The organism is Hahella sp. HNIBRBA332 (genome assembly GCF_030719035.1).
GTDB lineage: Bacteria > Pseudomonadota > Gammaproteobacteria > Pseudomonadales > Oleiphilaceae > Hahella.
Window position 1 is genome coordinate 3373958 of sequence record NZ_CP132203.1, and the last position, 15951, is coordinate 3389908.

At 57.4% G+C, this 15951-nt stretch carries 17 protein-coding genes; 7 read left to right on the forward strand and 10 right to left on the reverse strand.

Features of this window, described 5'->3' with window-relative positions; translation table 11 throughout:
* Positions 1-138 carry a hypothetical protein gene (locus O5O45_RS14885; protein ID WP_305905994.1) on the reverse strand — a complete coding sequence of 46 codons (138 nt, stop codon included), beginning with the start codon at positions 136-138 and terminating at the stop codon, positions 1-3.
* Positions 139-393: 255 nt separating this feature from the next.
* Here O5O45_RS14885 and pdsR point away from each other — a divergent pair, with 255 nt between their 5' ends.
* Positions 394-1095 (forward strand): proteobacterial dedicated sortase system response regulator, encoded by a 702-nt coding sequence (gene pdsR, locus O5O45_RS14890; protein WP_305905995.1) that lies wholly within the window; start codon positions 394-396, stop codon positions 1093-1095.
* Positions 1096-1103: 8 nt separating this feature from the next.
* Positions 1104-3065, forward strand: coding sequence for a proteobacterial dedicated sortase system histidine kinase (gene pdsS, locus O5O45_RS14895; protein WP_305905996.1), 1962 nt, complete (start codon positions 1104-1106; stop codon positions 3063-3065).
* Between the two features lie 9 nt (positions 3066-3074).
* Here pdsS and O5O45_RS14900 read toward each other — a convergent pair whose 3' ends face one another.
* Together O5O45_RS14900 and mtnA are read right to left on the reverse strand one after the other, a co-directional pair.
* A complete protein-coding gene (locus O5O45_RS14900) occupies positions 3075-4661 on the reverse strand; it encodes a GAF domain-containing sensor histidine kinase (protein ID WP_305905997.1) in 1587 nt (528 codons plus the stop codon).
* Positions 4662-4817: 156 nt separating this feature from the next.
* Positions 4818-5843, reverse strand: a complete 1026-nt coding sequence (gene mtnA, locus O5O45_RS14905; RefSeq protein WP_305905998.1) for an S-methyl-5-thioribose-1-phosphate isomerase — start codon at positions 5841-5843, stop codon at positions 4818-4820.
* Positions 5844-6009: 166 nt separating this feature from the next.
* On the opposite strand from mtnA, the gene O5O45_RS14910 reads away from it, so the two are divergent.
* The 5 genes from O5O45_RS14910 to O5O45_RS14930 all read left to right on the forward strand — a co-directional run bounded on the left by O5O45_RS14910 (position 6010) and on the right by O5O45_RS14930 (position 10143).
* A complete protein-coding gene (locus tag O5O45_RS14910; RefSeq protein WP_305905999.1) occupies positions 6010-7344 on the forward strand; it encodes a TRZ/ATZ family hydrolase in 1335 nt (444 codons plus the stop codon).
* Positions 7345-7415: 71 nt separating this feature from the next.
* Positions 7416-8132: a bifunctional 2-polyprenyl-6-hydroxyphenol methylase/3-demethylubiquinol 3-O-methyltransferase UbiG gene (ubiG, locus tag O5O45_RS14915; protein ID WP_127971952.1), complete on the forward strand. Its 717-nt coding sequence runs from the start codon at positions 7416-7418 to the stop codon at positions 8130-8132.
* Positions 8132-8812: an HAD family hydrolase gene (locus O5O45_RS14920; protein ID WP_305906000.1), complete on the forward strand. Its 681-nt coding sequence runs from the start codon at positions 8132-8134 to the stop codon at positions 8810-8812. Before ubiG ends, O5O45_RS14920 begins: the two co-directional genes overlap by 1 nt.
* A 72-nt stretch (positions 8813-8884) precedes the next feature.
* The gene (locus O5O45_RS14925) at positions 8885-9634 is read left to right on the forward strand and encodes a YciK family oxidoreductase (RefSeq protein ID WP_305906001.1); all 750 of its coding nucleotides are present in this window, start codon (positions 8885-8887) and stop codon (positions 9632-9634) included.
* 62 nt (positions 9635-9696) lie between these two features.
* Entirely contained in the window at positions 9697-10143 is a 447-nt protein-coding gene (locus O5O45_RS14930) for a DUF1499 domain-containing protein (protein WP_305906002.1), read from the forward strand.
* A 17-nt stretch (positions 10144-10160) separates the two neighbouring features.
* Here O5O45_RS14930 and ccmI read toward each other — a convergent pair whose 3' ends face one another.
* From ccmI to O5O45_RS14965, 7 genes are read right to left on the reverse strand one after another with little or no spacing between them, the layout of a single operon-like run.
* Positions 10161-11414 (reverse strand): c-type cytochrome biogenesis protein CcmI, encoded by a 1254-nt coding sequence (ccmI, locus tag O5O45_RS14935; RefSeq protein ID WP_305906003.1) that lies wholly within the window; start codon positions 11412-11414, stop codon positions 10161-10163.
* A gap of 12 nt (positions 11415-11426) precedes the next feature.
* Entirely contained in the window at positions 11427-11912 is a 486-nt protein-coding gene (locus O5O45_RS14940; RefSeq protein WP_305906004.1) for a cytochrome c-type biogenesis protein, read from the reverse strand.
* Entirely contained in the window at positions 11909-12472 is a 564-nt protein-coding gene (locus O5O45_RS14945; protein ID WP_305906005.1) for a DsbE family thiol:disulfide interchange protein, read from the reverse strand. The genes O5O45_RS14940 and O5O45_RS14945 overlap by 4 nt, the downstream gene beginning before the upstream one ends.
* Positions 12472-14496 (reverse strand): heme lyase CcmF/NrfE family subunit, encoded by a 2025-nt coding sequence (locus tag O5O45_RS14950; RefSeq protein WP_305906006.1) that lies wholly within the window; start codon positions 14494-14496, stop codon positions 12472-12474. Before O5O45_RS14950 ends, O5O45_RS14945 begins: the two co-directional genes overlap by 1 nt.
* An 11-nt stretch (positions 14497-14507) precedes the next feature.
* Positions 14508-14957 (reverse strand): cytochrome c maturation protein CcmE, encoded by a 450-nt coding sequence (ccmE, locus tag O5O45_RS14955; RefSeq protein ID WP_305906007.1) that lies wholly within the window; start codon positions 14955-14957, stop codon positions 14508-14510.
* The gene (gene ccmD, locus O5O45_RS14960) at positions 14954-15133 is read right to left on the reverse strand and encodes a heme exporter protein CcmD (RefSeq protein ID WP_216739670.1); all 180 of its coding nucleotides are present in this window, start codon (positions 15131-15133) and stop codon (positions 14954-14956) included. The genes ccmE and ccmD overlap by 4 nt, the downstream gene beginning before the upstream one ends.
* Positions 15130-15888 carry a heme ABC transporter permease gene (locus O5O45_RS14965; RefSeq protein WP_305906008.1) on the reverse strand — a complete coding sequence of 253 codons (759 nt, stop codon included), beginning with the start codon at positions 15886-15888 and terminating at the stop codon, positions 15130-15132. Before O5O45_RS14965 ends, ccmD begins: the two co-directional genes overlap by 4 nt.
* Between the last annotated feature and the right edge of the window lie 63 nt (positions 15889-15951).

Consider the following 15951-nt stretch of genomic DNA (forward strand, 5'->3'; position numbering starts at 1 on the left):
TCAGATCATTTGGTTATCAATCATGAAACACAGATTCTGTGCGCAGACAATCGCGGCGAAGGTCAGTAACGCCATGCCATAACGCATGGTTTTCGATTGTGTTGGCGAGTTAGAGGCGTTTTGAAGTTTCTCGCTCATAGCGTATCTCCTCTTGGGTACAGCAGTGATGTTCCGGTTAAGCGACTGCGGGACACTCAGACTGTTTCTGTCAGTTTAGTAACCGTTTTGTTGCAGTCGTTTTACATTTCACTCAAAAAATAAGCGGTTTATCTGCTAAAAAACCGTCAAAGCGTCGATCAAAAAATGACGAATTGTGGCAATACGCGCCGCTTCTCTTGAGCAGGGAAATTCAGGCGTGCTCTAATAGCGCCATTCTTTGTCGATAGGTGTGAAATGACCCGCAGAATTGCCTTAGTTGAAGACGAGCCTCTGATCCGCGCCAATTACAGTGAAGCGTTGAAGAAACACGGCTATCAGGTGGAAACCTATGATTCCCGCCCTTCCGCCATGGAGCGCTTTCGCGTGCAACTGCCGGATCTGGTGATTATTGATGTGGGTCTGGGCTCCGATGTGGAAGGCGGATTTGAGCTGTGCCGCGAAGTGCGGGGGCTGTCTTCACAGGTCCCCATTATCTTTCTGACAGCCCGGGACAGCGAGTTCGATCAGATATCCGGTCTGCGTCTGGGCGCCGATGATTATCTGACCAAAGACATCAGCATCCCCTATCTACTCACCCGCATTGTCGCCCTGTTCCGCCGTCTCGACGCTTTGCAGGCCGCCAATCAGAAGCAGGACGAACTGATCACCCGCGGTCAGCTCAAACTCAACATTGACCGCATGCAGGCGTCCTGGAACGATGAGCCCATCATGCTGACAGTCACCGAGTTCTGGATTGTGCATGCGCTGGCGCGCCATCCCGGGCATGTCAAAAACCGCACCCAGTTAATGGACGCCGCCAACGCCGTGCTCGACGACAGCACCATCACCTCGCATATCAAACGCATCCGCAAAAAATTCCAGGCGGTAGACCCGGATTTCCGGGCGATTAACACCGCCTACGGCATGGGATACCGCTGGGACTCGACACAACCTTAGGCTGACGCATGAAACTACGTCGCCAGCTTATCCTGATCGCCTGCGTCATGCTGTTGCTGCCGTGGGCGGTCATTCAGTTCGCCAAGCAGATAGAACAGAGCCTGCGGGAATCCCAGCAGCAGAATCATATCCAATTGGCTGGTTTCATCGCCTCCCTGCTGAGGCCGGAATGGCCGACGCCGGCATCTATAGGCGGACGCATTCTCAATGTGCGCCAATATGATACGCCTATCTATCTGGACGGTTATCAGGACGACTGGGCGGAAATTCCCGCCCTGTCAGGCCCGAAGCCGGATTCCATTCGTGCAGTCAAGGCCGCCACTGACGGGCAGGACCTGTATCTGCTGGTCGCCGCCAATGACGCCTCTATTCAATACGGACAGCCCAACGCCCGCAGCCAACCGGCGGACCATTTAGAATTGATCACGGGCTATCTCGCAGGCGGCAAGGCGGTGACGATGCTGGAAACGGAAGGACCCGGACAGATCAAGGCCCGCCTGGCCGGATCATGGAGCAGCGTGCATGGCATGTGGCAGGAGGATGGCCCTGGCTTTATCCTGGAGCTACGCATCCCCCTCGCCTCCCTGCAGGACGGCTTCAGTCTGCGCTGGATCGACATAGACAAGTCCGCCGCCTGGGTATTCAACCGCAATACGCTGGATGTGCTGGGCAGCGACGCAGAGCCCATGTTGCTGAACTTCGCGCCGCCGGCGTTGATTCAAAAGGCTCAGGAATTAACCCCTGAGTACTCCCGGTTACGCTTGACCGACGCTCAGGGCGCCACCCTGCTGGAATACGACAACGACCTGATGCGCGACATCGTCATGCAGGACGACGTTTGGCGCGTGACCATGCGCCGCCTGCTGCGCTGGGCGGTAGATGGAGTCTCCCATGCGTCTGAGCCCAAACCAACCGCCGCCGACGCGCCGCGCTCCACCTGGGACGCTAGCGCCACCTCGGAACTCGCCAACCTGAATACCCGCTATCCCGTTAAAAGCGAGACAGGGAAAATATTAGGCTGGGTGCAGTTGGAGCAACGCACGCCACAAATCGCCGCCGTGGCCAACGACGCCTTATTCACAGCAGTCGGCGGCTCTGTGGCGCTATTGATCGTCATCATGCTCATCTTGTTCGGTTACGCCTCCTGGCTATCCTGGCGCATCACCCATTTGAGCAAAGGTATTGTTTCCGCGCTGGACACTGAGACCAAGTTCAGCGGCCGCTTCCAGGCCTCACGCCTGCCGGATGAGCTGGGCGATCTATCACGCAGTTTCAGCGAAATGCTGACCCAATTGCGCAGCTATTCGGAATATATGGAGTCCTTCGCCAGCAAGCTAACCCACGAATGCCGCACACCGCTGGCTATCGTCAGCTCCTCCCTGCAATTGCTGGAAAGCGCCGACAACGAGCAGGAAAAGCAGGAGTATCTGGCCCGCGCCCGCGCCGGAGCCGAACGCATCAGCGCCTTGCTCACCGCCATGCGGCAGGCGTCGCGCCTGGAAGCCACGATTCAGTCGCAAAGCCTTGAAACGTTCGATTTGAGCGAGCTTATCAGTGAATTGCAGCAGTCTTATCGCCCCCTTGTGGAGCCGCGTCGACTGGAGCTTGAACTGCCGGACACGCCTATTATGGCGGACGTATCCGCCGAATTGATTGCACAGGCGGTGGACAAATTACTGGAGAACGCCAGAGACTTTACCGCGCCGGACGGGGCTATTTACATCGGCGTCGAAGAAACCAAACTGGAGCGCTGGATCTACGTTGAAAACGAAGGAGCCCCCATTCCGGAAGACATCAAAGAGAAGCTGTTTACGCCGTTTATGAGCGTGCGCCAGGACGGCGGACAGGAATTGCATCTGGGCTTGGGGCTGGTCATCGTCAAACTGATCGCCGAATTCCATCAGGCGCGGATCAAAGTGGAGAACACCGCTCGCGGCGTGCGCTTCGCTATTGGGCTGCCCCGTTCTTGACCTTCGAAATCAAGCGCGGATTTCCCGACAACGGGCGGGTAAACGCAGTGTAAAGCAGCTGCCTTTGTGCAGCTGTGATTTGACGCTGACCCCGCCGCCCATCTGCTCTATCAACGCCCGCACAATACTCAGCCCCAGCCCTGTACCCGCCACGGCCTGGCGACCGGTGGGCGGCGCCTGGAAAAACTTATCGAAGATGCGCGCCTGATCTATTTCACTGATCCCCACGCCTTCATCCACGACATCAATAAACACCTCGCCGCCGCCGGATAATCGGCTGCGAATCGTGACACGCCCCTGTGCAGGGGAAAACTTGACCGCATTGGAAATCAGATTGCTCATTACCTGCTGGAAGCGGCGTTTATCCACCCCAACAATAACGTCCCCGGCGCCATGCTCAAGCTGCATCGTCACATTTCGGGCTTTTGCATAGGGCCCGTTCATGTTCATCGCCTGCTCCAGCTCAACCAGCAGCTCCGTTTCCTCCAACGCCATATCCACGTGGCCCGCTTCCAGCTTTTCGATATCGAGGATGTCGTTGACCAACACCAGCAGACGCTCGCTGTTGTTGGAAGCGATCGACAGCAGCTTCGCCGCCGGCTCGTTCAGCCCCGCTCCCACGGTAGCTGAAAGCAGGCCCAAAGCGCCTTTTATGGATGTCAGCGGCGTACGCAACTCATGACTGACCACCGCCACAAACTCTTTCTTCATCGCCTCCGCGCGTTTGCGGTCGGAAATATCCGCCACGCTGCCGACCCATCTGGTCGCCCCGCCCATGTCTACCTGCCGGAAACTGAGCTGCGCGGGAAACGACTCACCGCTGCTTCTGACCAGTTCCACCTCCAGACGATGGATGCCATCCCGAGTGTCAGCATCGCCTTCCTGCCCACGTTGCAATAGCTCCAGCAGCTGCGCGTCGTTCTTCAACCATTGGGAAAAATGAGCGCCATTCAACTGCTCGCTGGAAACCCGCAACATCTCCTTCATCGCCTGGTTGGCAGCTTCAATGACGCCTTCCGCATTCACCGTCACGATGCCCTCTACAACAGCCTGCAGAATGGAAGTGAGGTACGCCTCCTGATGGGCATTCATGTGCGAAAGTTCCGCCAGACGCAGCATATGCAGCTCTCTTTCCACCCAACCGGCCAAATCCTGCAAGCGTTGCAATTGTTCCGGACTGAAACGACGGGGACGCACATCAATCAGACAAAGCGTGCCGATACGGTGCGTATCATCCAGGCTTAGCGGGGCGCCGGCGTAAAAGCGAATATAAGGCGGTCCGCTGACCAGGGGGTTGTCGCTAAAGCGGGGATCTTTCAAGGCATTGGGCACATACAGCACTTCCCGTTGCAGGATGGCGTGCCCGCAAAATGATATGTTGCGACCGGTTTCCGCCGCGCTGAGCCCTACCTTCGATTTGAACCACTGACGTTCGGCGTCGACCAGAGACACCAGCGCAATGGGCACATTAAACAGCGAGGCCGCCAACCTGGTGATGCGGTCAAAACGCTGCTCCGGCTCCGTATCCAGAATGCACAGTGAGTGCAAACAGGCAAGCCGTTGCGTTTCATTCTCTGGGATGATGGGTTCCTGCATAAATTATACGCGCCATTGGCGAAGATAAATTCTGCTCTCGCGGTTTCGCGTCCCGCTGAAAAATCGCCCTCCCCTGATAAAGATAGCAGCCCGGGAAGGAATATCATCCTCCCCGTATTCGCCTGCGCTCAGAAAATGGCGCGGCGCAGGCGACAATTATTGCAGTTTGCGCATTTTTTCCGCATTCGGGCGTAATACCACGCCGCGCTCGGTGACGATGGCGTCAATCAGTTCCGCCGGCGTTACGTCGAAAACAGGGTTGAAGGCGTTGGCTTTTTCCGGCGCCAACGGCGTTCCCTGCACGAACTTCAGTTCATCGGAAGTGCGCTCTTCAATAGGAATATCCGCGCCACTGAACAGTTCGAAGTCAATAGTGCTGGACGGCGCCGCCACCATGAACTTGACGCCGTGATGACGCGCCAGAACCGCCAAACCGTATGTGCCGATCTTGTTGGCGACGTCGCCGTGAGCAGTAATGCGGTCAGCGCCGACGATCACCCATTTCACCGCGCAGGTTTTCATGACATGCGCCGCAGCGGAATCCGCGATCAGTTTGACGGGGATATCGTCCTGGCATAACTCCCAGGCGGTCAGTCTGGCGCCTTGCAGCCAGGGACGGGTCTCATCCGCAAACACTTCCGTCACCAGATCGCGACGGTACGCTGATCGAATCACGCCCAGTGCGGTGCCATAGCCGCCAGTGGCCAGACTGCCGGTATTGCAATGCGTCAGCAACGCGCCGCGACCGCTTTCTGCGATCAGATCGGCGCCCAACTCGCCCATGGTCAGGTTGGCTTGCAAGTCTTCTTCATGGATACGCGTCGCCTCGTCCACCAACAGTGGAAACAGGTCCGCGTCGGAGCAGCCGTCAATCAGATCCCGCATGCGACGCAGGGCCCAGAACAAATTAACCGCCGTCGGTCGTGAATCCGCCAGCGTTTCCAGAGCGCGATGCATGCGATCCCGGTCAGAGCTGAACTCCGCCGCCGCCAACGCCACGCCATAAGCCGCCGCGATACCGATTGCCGGCGCGCCGCGCACCACCATCTGACGGATGGCGTCAGCCACTTCAACGTGAGTGGCGCAGTGAACATAGGATTCCTGCAGCGGCAGTTTGCGTTGATCTAGCAGAATAAGTTGATTGTTCGCCCAGCGAATGGCGGAAACGGAAGATTGCGACATGTGGCGCGCCCCAATAAGTTGATCAAATGGTCAGAAAACGGAACCGGGCGAAAATCTGCTGGTCCGGGCCGGCATTATACGTCATTTAAGCCCCGCGCCCTACTTATCCCCTTGTATTATAGGTATACTTGGGCGCTGATTTTGAATAGATATAGGAAGTGTAGCTGTGGCTCAAGAAAGCGTTGATTTATTGATAAATGCGCGTTGGGTTATCCCCGTCAGACCAGCGGGAGTCGTTCTTGAAAACGCCTCCGTCGCCGTATCCGAAGGCAAAATTGTGGGCGTTTGCGACGCCGCCGAGGCGACAGCGCGTTTCGCCGCCAAAGAAACAGTCGACCTGCCCAACCACGTCGTGGCGCCTGGCCTGATCAACACTCACGGCCACTTGGCCATGTCCCTGTTCCGCGGTATGGCGGACGACCTGCCTTTAATGGAGTGGCTGAGCCACCACATCTGGCCGGCGGAAGGCAAATGGGTCAGCGACCAATTCGTCCGCGACGGCTCCAAACTGGCCATGGCGGAAATGCTGCTGGGCGGCACCACCACTTTCAGCGATATGTATTTCTATCCGGATGCCGTGGCCGAAGAAGCAACTCGACTCGGCATGCGCTGCCAGATCGTGTTCCCGGTCATTGACTTCCCGGTTCCCGGCGCGGCGACGGCGGAAGAATCCATCCATAAAGGCCTGGCCCTGCACGACGAATACAAGCACAGCGATCTGGTGCGCATCGGCTTCGGCCCCCATGCCCCCTACACCGTCTCCGACGACAAGTTCGAGCAAGTCGTGACGCTGGCTAACCAACTGGATATGCCAGTACAGGTGCACCTCCACGAAACCGCTGGCGAAGTAGAGGAAGGCCTGGAGAAAACAGGTAAGCGCCCGACCGAACGTTTATACGAACTGGGTCTGCTGACGCCGAACACGCAATGCGTGCACATGACCCAGATTAACGATCGCGACCTGGAAATTCTGTTGGAAACCGGAGCCCATGTGGTTCACTGCCCGGAGTCCAACCTGAAGCTGGCCAGTGGTTTCTGTCCTCTGGACCGTCTGCTGAAAGCCGGCGTGAATGTGGCTCTCGGCACCGACGGCGCCGCCAGCAACAACGATCTGGACATGCTGGGCGAACTGCAAACCGCCGCGATGCTGGCGAAAGCCGTGGCGCAGGACGCCGCCGCCGTCAGCGCATTCCAGGCGCTGGAAATCGCCACCATCAACGGAGCCAAGGCGCTGGGCATGGAATCCGTCACGGGATCACTGGAAGCTGGCAAGTGGGCGGACATCATGGCGGTAGACCTGAGCGGCATCGAAGTGCAGCCGGTTTATCACGTCGCCTCGCATTTGGCGTATTCCACCAAATCCAGCCAGGTCAGCCATGTCTGGACCTCCGGCGTAGCGCAGGTGAAAGAGCAGAAGCTGCTCAACATGGATGTCCGCGAGCTACGAGCAAAAGTAGACGCCTGGCGCGAGAGAATCGCCAATACTGCCGAAGCCAATTAAAATAGTCCGCCGAAGCGAACGCGTGGGGCCACATCACGGCCCCTTCCGACCAATTCAGAGGAAACGGATACATGACTCCCGTTGAGAACGTCGATCTGAGTGAAGTGAAAAAGTTTGAGGATCTCGCCCATCGCTGGTGGGATGCGGAAAGCGAATTCAAACCCCTGCATGAGATCAACCCGCTGCGACTCGACTTTATTGACGAGCGCGCCGCCCTTCCCGGTAAAAGAGTGTTGGACGTAGGCTGCGGCGGCGGCATTCTCAGTGAGAGCATGGCGCGTCGCGGCGCACATGTGGTCGGCATCGATATGGGCGAAGCGCCGTTGTCCGTAGCGCGTCTGCACGGACTGGAGTCTGGCGTCAGCGTGGATTATCGCCGCACCACTATTGAGGAGCTGGCGGAAGCCGAAGCGGAGTCTTTCGATGTGGTGACCTGCATGGAAATGCTGGAGCACGTTCCCGACCCGGCGTCAGTCATCGCCGCCTGCGCTCGCGTCGCCAAACCCGGCGCCGACCTGTTTTTCTCCACGATTAACCGCAACCCCAAGTCCTTTCTGTTCGCTATTGTCGGCGCGGAGTACGTACTGAAAATGCTGCCGCGTGGCACCCATGAGTGGAAGAAATTCATCAAGCCCAGCGAGTTGGCGGCCTGGCTGCGTCGCACCGATCTCGACCTGTGCGAAATGCGGGGCATGACTTACAACCCGCTGCTCAAAGAATACAAGCTGGGCGACGACGTAGACGTCAACTATCTCATGCACGCGGTCAAACCGCTCAAGGACGCCTGATGACGGATATGCGACTTTACCGTCCGGAAGCCGTGTTCTTTGACCTGGACGGCACCTTAATCGACACCGCCCCCGACTTCTTTCGGGTGATGAACATGCAACGCAGTCAGCGCGGCATGCCAGACATGGCGTATGAAGCCGTGCGTAAAACAGTGTCTGACGGAGCCCGCGCCATGGTGAAACTGTCTTTCGCCATGGAAGAAACGGACGCTGATTTCGAGTCCCTGCGTCAGGAGCTACTGGACCTGTACCTACGCCACATCGCCGTCGACAGCCGTCTGTTCGCGGGCTTTGAAGCGCTGCTGACGCTGATGGAGGATCAAGGCGTTCGCTGGGGCGTCATCACCAACAAACCCAGACTGTACAGCGAAGCGCTGCTGGAAGCGTTGGACCTGAGCCCCCGCATGGCCGCACTGGTATGCCCCGACGACGTGTCCCGCACCAAGCCGGATCCCGAACCTATGTTACTGGCCTCGCGTCTGGCGGACTGCGACCCACAGAAATGCTGGTATGTCGGCGATCACATACGCGACATTCAGGCGGGCGCCAATGCAGGCATGTTCACCATCGCCGCCGCCTACGGCTACCTGGACGAGCCCGAGGCGGCCCTGGCCTGGAATGCGGACCACGTGGCGCACTCTGTGGAGGATGTCGCCGCCCTGCTGAAACAAGTGCTTTGATTTCCCCTCGGGCGTTATAATCGAAAGTCACTGCACACTAAAGACAGATCACGACGAGAGAAAACACGCATTATGTATTCCTACCAAGCCCCCGCCGACCTTCTGCACGACCGCGTCATCCTGATCACAGGCGCGGGCGCGGGAATTGGCCGCGCGGCGGCGAAGACCTTCGCCCGACATGGCGCCACTATTATTCTCAGCGGCCGCACCACCAAAAAGCTGGAAGACGTCTACGATGAAATCGAAGCGGAAGGCGGCCCCAAACCAGCGATTTTTCCAGTCAATCTGGAAGGCGCTGTGGCGAAGGATTATGACGATCTGGCCAACACTATCCGTGAAGAGTTTGGCCGACTCGACGGGCTGCTGCATAACGCCGCCATTCTCGGCCATCGCACCCCGCTGGAGCATTACGACCCGGACAGCTGGGCTCGCGTAATGCAAGTAAACGCCATGGCGCCCTTTCTGTTGACCCGGTCACTCATGCCCGTGATTCGTGAATCCGAAGACGCCTCGATCATTTTCACTTCCTCCAGCGTCGGTCGCAAAGGCAAAGCCTACTGGGGCGCTTATGCGGTCTCTAAATTCGCCGTTGAAGGCATGATGCAGGTGCTGGCGGACGAACTGGACGACGATGACAAGCGCATTCGCGTCAACAGCGTCAACCCCGGCGCCACCCGCACCGCCATGCGCGCGCTGGCCTATCCGGCGGAAGACGCTACGAAAAACCCAACGCCTGAAGAGATCATGAACGTCTATCTTTATCTGATGGGTAAAGACAGCATTGGCGTTACTGGTCAGGCATTCAACGCACAAGGCGACTGATCTTACAGCTGTATTTCACGCCTTAATCAAGGCCTGCGCCAACGCGCAGCGGAGAAGGAGCGATGAGCAACACAGCAAAATGGACAATCTTTGTTATCGCCGCAGGCCTCAGCGCCTGCGGCAGCAAGCCTCCTGCGGGGTTGGGAGCCCATGACGGACGTCTGACACCCTGCCCGGAAAGCCCCAATTGCGTCAGCAGCTTCAGCGATCCCAGCGACGCGGAGCATTTCATTACACCTCTTTACAACGACAAGGCCGCGCAGATGTGGGATCAATTGCCCACTGTTTTGGAGAACGTCGGCAATATCCGCATCACCCAACAAAAGCCCAATTACATCCGCGCGGAAGCCACATCATTCGTCTTCCGCTTTGTGGACGATGTAGAGTTTCTATTGGATCGGCAAGCCGGAGTGATACATCTGCGCTCGGCGTCCCGGCTGGGTTATCGGGATTTCGGCGTCAATCGGGAGCGGATGGAGGAAATCAAGGCGGCGCTGCTGAGCGAGTAGCGCCACCGACGCATTAATTATTGCACCAACTGATCAATCACCAGATTGAGCGGCTCACTTTGCGCGCGTAATTGGATCGGACCTACAATGCCCTGCAGGTCGCCTGGCTGAGGCTGTGGCGAACCGGATTTGGACACGCGCGCCACCACTTCCACCGTTTCCGCGGAGGATAGCTTCGCCATCGGCCCCATGGCCATTGAATCGTCAAGGGTGACGCTGACAGGCAATTCACCCACGGTTTTACGCACCACCGCCAACGGCATGCGCGTACCGTCTGCTGGCCGCGCGAGGATAAACACGGTATCGCCGGGCTCAGCCTTGCCGTTCAGACTTTCACCCAGACTGACTTGCAATTGCAGACTGGCTCCGCCTGCCGTCTGCGCGGGTTGCTGATCCGCTTGCTCCGCAGCCAATTGCTCCGCTCTCGCTACGCCATTGCGAATCGCCGCGGCATTCGGGTCGTTCGGGTTCAGTTCAATAATACGGCGCCAGAACTTAGCGGCTTCAGCATAACGTTGTTCCTGAAACGCCGCCACGCCAAGAATACTCAGTGAGCTACCTTCATTGGGATCGGTTTTCAGAGCCTGCTCCAGAGCCGCCCTGACCGGAGCGCTCAAACGCCCTTCCTTGAAGAACAGCGCCTGCGCACGCAGCCCATGAGCCCCAGCGGGGTTCTCGCCCTCCGCCGTCAGCAGCTCCGCCAATTGGCGAAACGCCTCCTCTGCTTCCACGTAACGCTGCATGGTCATCAGGGAGCGACCCAATAGCGCCCAACCTTCGATATTATCCGGCTGCTCCAATAGACGATCACGCAATCGACGCAAAATCTCTTCAGGATCGTTTCCCGCCAGAGCCAACTGCAGGCGAGTCTCTTTCATCCACTCCACCTGACGCAGGCCTTTATAGTCGCCGAACTGCTGATACATCAGCAGCGCTGTCACGGGAACGCCCACCACCACCAGAACCAGCACCAGAATCTGCCGCATGCGGCTGCTGCGATACGCTGTATTCTGCGCGCCCGGCTCAGCGTCGTTCAACAGCGACTTTTCCAGTTCAATATGCAGATCGTGAAATTCCGTATCGCTGATTTGTCCGGCCTTCAGCTCCGCACGCAACTCGGTTAGACGATCTTCGAACAACGCTACGTTGGCGGTGTCACGACGCGCGCCAGCGCCCTGTGAACCGGATTTCAGGATGGACAACAAAGGAACGGCGATGATCGCTATCGCCAATACCGCAATAAGGACGATAGCCAGCCAGAATACTGTCATTCGGAATGCCTGTTATTTCTGCTCAGATTCTTCGGAAGAGGTTTGCTGCAACAAGGCGCGCAAACGCGCCTGTTCTTCGTCGCTCAACTCGGTGGACTCTCCCAGAGAGCGACGTCTGCGGCGAGCGACATACAGCAAAATGGACAAACCCAGGGTCACCACTGTCACGGGCCCCAACCACAAAGCGGCGGTTTGCGCGTTCAGCCGCGGCCGATACAACACGAAATCGCCATAGCGGTCCACCATGAAGTCAACAATGTCGTCGTCGCTCTTCCCTTCTTCAATCATTCGATGTACTTCACGACGCAAATCTTTGGCGATGGGCGCAGTGGAGTCAGAGATATTCTGATTTTGACACAAAGGACAACGCAGCTCGTAAGTCAGTGTCTGATAGCGCTCGCGGCCTTCTTCGCTACTGAACTGGTAGTCATCAATCGCCCAGGCGACAGCGGACATCCACAGCGCAGCCAGGGATATCAGTAATCTTTGCGCGATCATGAGCCAGGCTCCTCAACCCCATTGGCGTTCGCCATCTTCAAATTACGCAGCATCGGCGCCAGGGTCTCCCGCCAGACTTTTTCATTCACCACGCCCACATGGCGATAACGAATCACGCCGGCGGCGTCGATCACATATGTCTCAGGCGCGCCATACACGCCCAGATCCAGCCCCAAACGCCCTTCCTGGTCGAAAATCACAAAGCGATAGGGGTCTTCCAGCGCCTCAAGCCACTTCTTAGCCGCGTCGCGATCGTCTTTATAGTTCAGACCGATTATCGGAACGTTGTATTCCTTAGCGAGTTTAAGCAAGTAGGGGTGCTCCACCCGGCAGGAAGGACACCAGGTCGCCCAGACATTGAGCAGCATGGGTTCGCCCTTCAGGTCCGCTGGCGTCAATTCCCGATCAGGGTTGTACAGTTCGCCCAGCTTAAACGCGGGCACAGGCTGATCCTTGCGCGCCAACTCCAGCTTGGAGGGATCGTTGTCCATGTTCTGATTGAACAGAATGACTACCGCAACAAACGCCAGCAGGGGAACAAATAAGAATAACCGCTTCATCACGCCTGCTGTCCTCCCAGCGCATCGGCGTCGCCACGCGCTGGCGCCTGACCGTCTCCGCTGTCCATGGCGTCCGCCGTTGACAGCTTGCGTTTCAGCTTGATGCGATAGCGTCTGTCCGCTACCGCCAGAAAGCCGCCCCATGCCATAAACACGCCGCCCAGCCACAGCCAGCGAACAAAAGGCTTGTATTGGACACGCATGGTCCAGGACTCATCTTCCAGGGATTCGCCCAAAGAAACGTAGAGATCCCTGAACAGCCCCGGATTGATGCCTGCTTCCGTCATGACGTTACCGGATACCTGATAGCGGCGTTTTTCCGGATGCAGAACATGCAGTACATCACCATCGCTGTCGAGGATCGAAACTGTCGCGCGATCACCGATAAAGTTGGGACCGCGACGCTGGGTTTCTTCATCGAAACGAAAGGTGAAACCCGCCAGCTCGACCGATTGTCCCGGCGCCAGACGCACGTCCCGCTCCTGCGTGTACTGCGACACCATGGTCGCCCCAACGATGGTCACCGCCAGGCCCAGGTGGCCCAGCACCATGCCTTTGTAGCTCCGCGAGGTGCGCAGCCAGCCACGCAAACGCCCTTGTGAGGAGGCGCTTTTGAGCCAGGCGTCGCGCAGAGTCGCTGCAAACAGCCAGACGGCGATGAAAACGCCAATGACCGCCATCAAATGGATTTCCCCATACATCCAGGGAATCACAACGGAAAGAACGGTGCTGATCGCCAGAAACATGGGAACAGGACCAAGCAGCTGCGCCGCCCTGGTGTCCTTCCAATGGCTGTACATGCCCACTCCCATCACAATGACCAATAAAGGAACCAACAGGGAGAACATCAAATTGAAATAGGGCGCGCCCACGGAGATTTCTTTATCCATCCACTCCGCCACCAGCGGAGCCAGTGTGCCAATCAACACTGTCAGCATGGCCACCACCAAAATGATGTTATTGACCAGCAGGAACACTTCACGGGATGTTTCGCTGAAACCGATGCGGCTTTTTACCACTGGCGCGCGCAGGGCGTATAGCAGCAGCGAGCCGCCAATCACCACGCCTAGCATCATAAGCACGAAACGCCCCCGTTCAGGATCTGAGGCGAAAGCATGTACTGAGGTCAAAATGCCGGAGCGAACCAGAAAAGTGCCCAGCAGGCTAAGCGAGAAAGCGAATATCGCCAGCAGTACTGTCCAACTTTTGAATACGCCGCGCTTTTCCGTCGCCGCTAATGAATGCATTAACGCAGTGCCCACTAACCAGGGCATAAAAGATGCGTTTTCCACCGGATCCCAGAACCACCAGCCGCCCCAGCCCAGCTCGTAGTAGGCCCACCAACTTCCCAAAGCGATGCCCAGAGTCAAAAAAGCCCAGGCGACTGTTGTCCAGGGACGCGACCAACGCGCCCAAGCCGCGTCCAGGCGACCGCCCATCAGCGCCGCCACCGCAAATGCGAAAGCGACGGAGAAGCCAACATAACCCATGTACAGCATGGGGGGATGCACTATCAACCCGAAATCCTGCAGCAATGGATTCAGGTCTGCGCCATCCTGGGGTGAATTCGGCAAATAACGTAAGAAGGGATTGGACGTCATCAAGATGAACAACATAAAACCGATGCTGATCATGCCCATGACGCCCAGTACGCGCGCCACCATTTCCAGCGGCAGTTGCTTGCTGAACTTGGCCACGGCGGCGGTCCAGCCAGTCAAAATCAACGCCCACAATAACAATGAGCCCTCATGGCCGCCCCATACGGCGCTGAATTTGTAATACCAGGGCAACAGGCTGTTGGAGTGACCCGCCACGTAACGGACGCTGAAATCGTCTCGCAAAAAACAGGCGGTCAATGCAGCGAACGCCACAATCGCCATCAGAAACTGGGCGCCCGCAAGTGGACGAGACAAACGCATCCAGAGACGGTCGCCAATCCAGGCGCCGGCGACAGGAACAACCGCCAATAGAATAGAGAAGCAAAAACTTAAAATCAGTGCGAAGTGACCCAGCTCAGCAATCATACGTCATTCCCTCAGTAAGTCTGCGCGGGCGCCGCGTCCTGCGCCTTGTCGAGCGCACGCTGCACTTCTGGCGGCATGTATTTTTCATCATGCTTGGCCAGTACTTCCTCCGCCTGGAACACGCCTTGAGCATCCAGTTTACCGGTAGCGACAATACCCTGCCCCTCTCTGAAGAGGTCCGGCAGGATGCCAGTGTATTTAACGTCAACGTTGTTGTTGTAATCCGTCACGGAAAAAACGACCGCCAGGGATTGGGCGTCTCTGTTTACGCTGCCGTCAACAACCATGCCGCCCACACGAATGCTTTTATTCACAGGGGCGGCGCCCTGCACCACTTCGGTAGGGTTATAAAAGTGATTCACATTGTTGCTGAGCGCAGTCATGATCAAACCGACCGTCGCGCTGACGCCGATCACCAGAAATGACACGATAATTAAACGCTGCTTGCGCTTGGGATTCATTGGGACGCCTTCTCCCTTCTATACTGCTGGGATAATCTTTTGACGAGACTGCCGCGCTTTAGTTTCGGCGCAGCCAGGTTATACAGGAACACCAGTCCGCCCGCGCCATAGGCCAGCCAAACGTACAGACCATGGCCGCCCATTGCGAAAAATTCATTGAGGCTTTCGAAGTTCATGCTTTCCCCTCTTTCGCCAATAGCTCGCGGACCCATAGGGTACGGCGTTCGCGTTCGATTATCTCATTACGACTTCGTAAGAAAAGCGAATAGCCGAAGAAGCAGTAGACGCCGATCACCATCACCAGCAACGGCGCCCACATTTCCACCGGCATATCAGGCTTTTCCGTCAGCTTGAAGGTGGCCGGCTGATGCAGGGTGCGCCACCATTCCACGGAGTATTTGATGATGGGGATATTCACCACTCCCACCAGACTCAACACCGCCGCAGCTCTGCCCGCGGTGATTTTGTCTTCGATGGCGGCTTCCAGGGCGATAATGCCGAAATACAGGAAGAGCAATATCAGCATGGCGGTGAGACGCGCATCCCACTCCCACCATGTTCCCCAGGTTGGCTTACCCCAGACCGCGCCGGTAAATAGAGCCAGGAAACAGAAAGAAGCGCCAATCGGCGCCGCGCATTTCAACACCACATCCGCCATTTTCATTCGCCAGACCAGGCTGACGAAGCCGGCGACCGCCATGATCATATAACAGGACTGCGCCAGGATGGCGGCGGGCACGTGCAGATAAATAATGCGGAAGCTATTGCCCTGCTGATAATCCTGGGGCGCAAACGCCAGCCCCCAGACCATGCCGACAGGCAGCAGGATCAAGGCGCCCCAACCGAGCCAGAACGACCACATCAAACTACGCTCGTAAAACCATTTGGGCGAGCCCCACCGGTGAAACCACTGTTTAAATGCTTCCCACATAATCGCTTCTGTTATCTGTATCCAAGCTTTTCAGTCCGCCGCCGCCTCGCCCATACGAGACGC